Source organism: Roseicyclus mahoneyensis, from assembly GCF_003148775.1.
Classification (GTDB): Bacteria; Pseudomonadota; Alphaproteobacteria; order Rhodobacterales; family Rhodobacteraceae; genus Roseicyclus; species Roseicyclus mahoneyensis.
This window is the reverse complement of record NZ_QGGW01000028.1, coordinates 1-1,638: the sequence shown is the minus strand read 5'-3', so window position 1 is coordinate 1,638 and position 1,638 is coordinate 1. Positions and strand designations below refer to the sequence as shown.

Genomic DNA, 1,638 nt, shown 5'->3' with positions numbered 1-1,638 from the left:
CCATAGCATGTTGGGAATGACGCGCCGTAGAAGGTTATGGCCGCCTGCTGCGCAATTCTGGAGGCTGCGCAGGCGGCCATAACCGGGTCTCGGGTCTCTATGGTGGTTTTGCGAACCACACCACATAGGAGACCGGCCATGGCCAAGGTTGAGCATACTTCGGATGCCCGCGTTCTGGTAGGCATCGACATTTCCAAACACCGGCACGAGGTGCTGATTGCCATCCCGGGCAAGACGCGCCGGCGGCGGCTCACGATCACCAACAGCATTGATGACTTCGCGCGCCTGATCACGATCTTGCGGGAATATGGTCTGCCGGTCCGGATCGGCTTCGAGGCAACTGGCAACTACCATCGGGTGCTGATGTATCATCTCGGCGTCGCCGGGTTCGATCTGAAGCTGGTGTCCTCGGTCGCCCTGGCCCGCACGCGAGAGGCGCTGCACAACAGCTGGGACAAGAACGATCCGAAGGATGCCCAGGTCATTTTGCACATGCTGCAGATCGGGGCGGTGCAGATATTCCAGGACCCGATGGTGGTCGGCACGAACGACATTCAGGAATTGTCCAAGACCCATGATGCGGTGTCACGGTCCAAGACCGAGCTGTGGCACCGGATCCTGACACATTACCTGCCACTTTACTTCCCGGAAGCCGATCGTTTCCATCGCAGCTCACGCACAGACTGGTTCCTGGCTTTCCTCGAGATGTTCCCTTCGCCGCACATGATCTCAGCCATGACCAAGGAGGAGTTCACCACGACTGCCTGGGAGGTGGTTGGGCGCAAGGTCGAGAAGTCTCTCCTGTTGTCAGATATTTACGAGACAGCAAAGGTGTCTGCCGGGCTGCCCGTCGCGCCAGATTCTGACGCCGTTCGTATGTTCCGCATGATGCTGGCCGAAGGGCGGAGCCTGATCCGGCAGCGCAATGCCATCGAAGATCGGGCCGTCGAACTGCTGGGCGAGCGCCCTGACTACCAACTGCTGCGCACCATTCCCGGCATCGGGCCAATCAACGCGATGACCATCCTGGCCGAGACGGGAGACCTGCGTCGCTTTCATCATCACCGGCAGTTTTTGAAGTTCTGCGGCATGGATCTGGCCACCGTCCAGTCCGGCATGTTCCGCGGTCGAAGCAAGATATCCAAATATGGCAATGCCCGCCTGCGCCGCACTTTGTGGCTGGCAGGGCAGACTGCGGTCCTGAAGAAGGCCAACAGCTTCCGCGACAAATTCGAGCGCTACATCGCGCAGGACCGGCACAATCCGGATCTACGCCGTAAGGCCTACACCGCCATCGCCGCAAAGATGGCACGCACCATTCACGCCGTGATCAAATCCGGCGAACCCTATCGTCCCTTCTTCGAGGGGACGAGCCCAGGCGGAAGGACCTCTCTCTCAAAGGGCCGTGGAGGCGCATGACGCGACCTCGTAGATAATGTTCGGGCCTTCCGCTTGGGATTTAGGATCTCGTCTTAAGGACGGTGAGGGCGGCTTCCAGACCGACCCTGTATTTGCTATGGAAGAGACCACTTCTTGACGGCGGAGCCCGCCTGGGCAACTATTCAGAAGGTATCCGGTCGCTCGGATGCCCCGTGATCTGACGCCCTAAACGGCGTTTTGTTCCCGAGCTAGGACGTT

General features: G+C 59.6%; 1 protein-coding gene. It reads left to right on the top strand.

The annotated features are described in order from the left end of the window. Positions 1–138 precede the first annotated feature (138 nt). Positions 139–1,419: an IS110 family RNA-guided transposase gene (locus tag C7455_RS19755; protein ID WP_109671168.1), complete on the top strand. Its 1,281-nt coding sequence runs from the start codon at positions 139–141 to the stop codon at positions 1,417–1,419. Positions 1,420–1,638 lie beyond the last annotated feature (219 nt).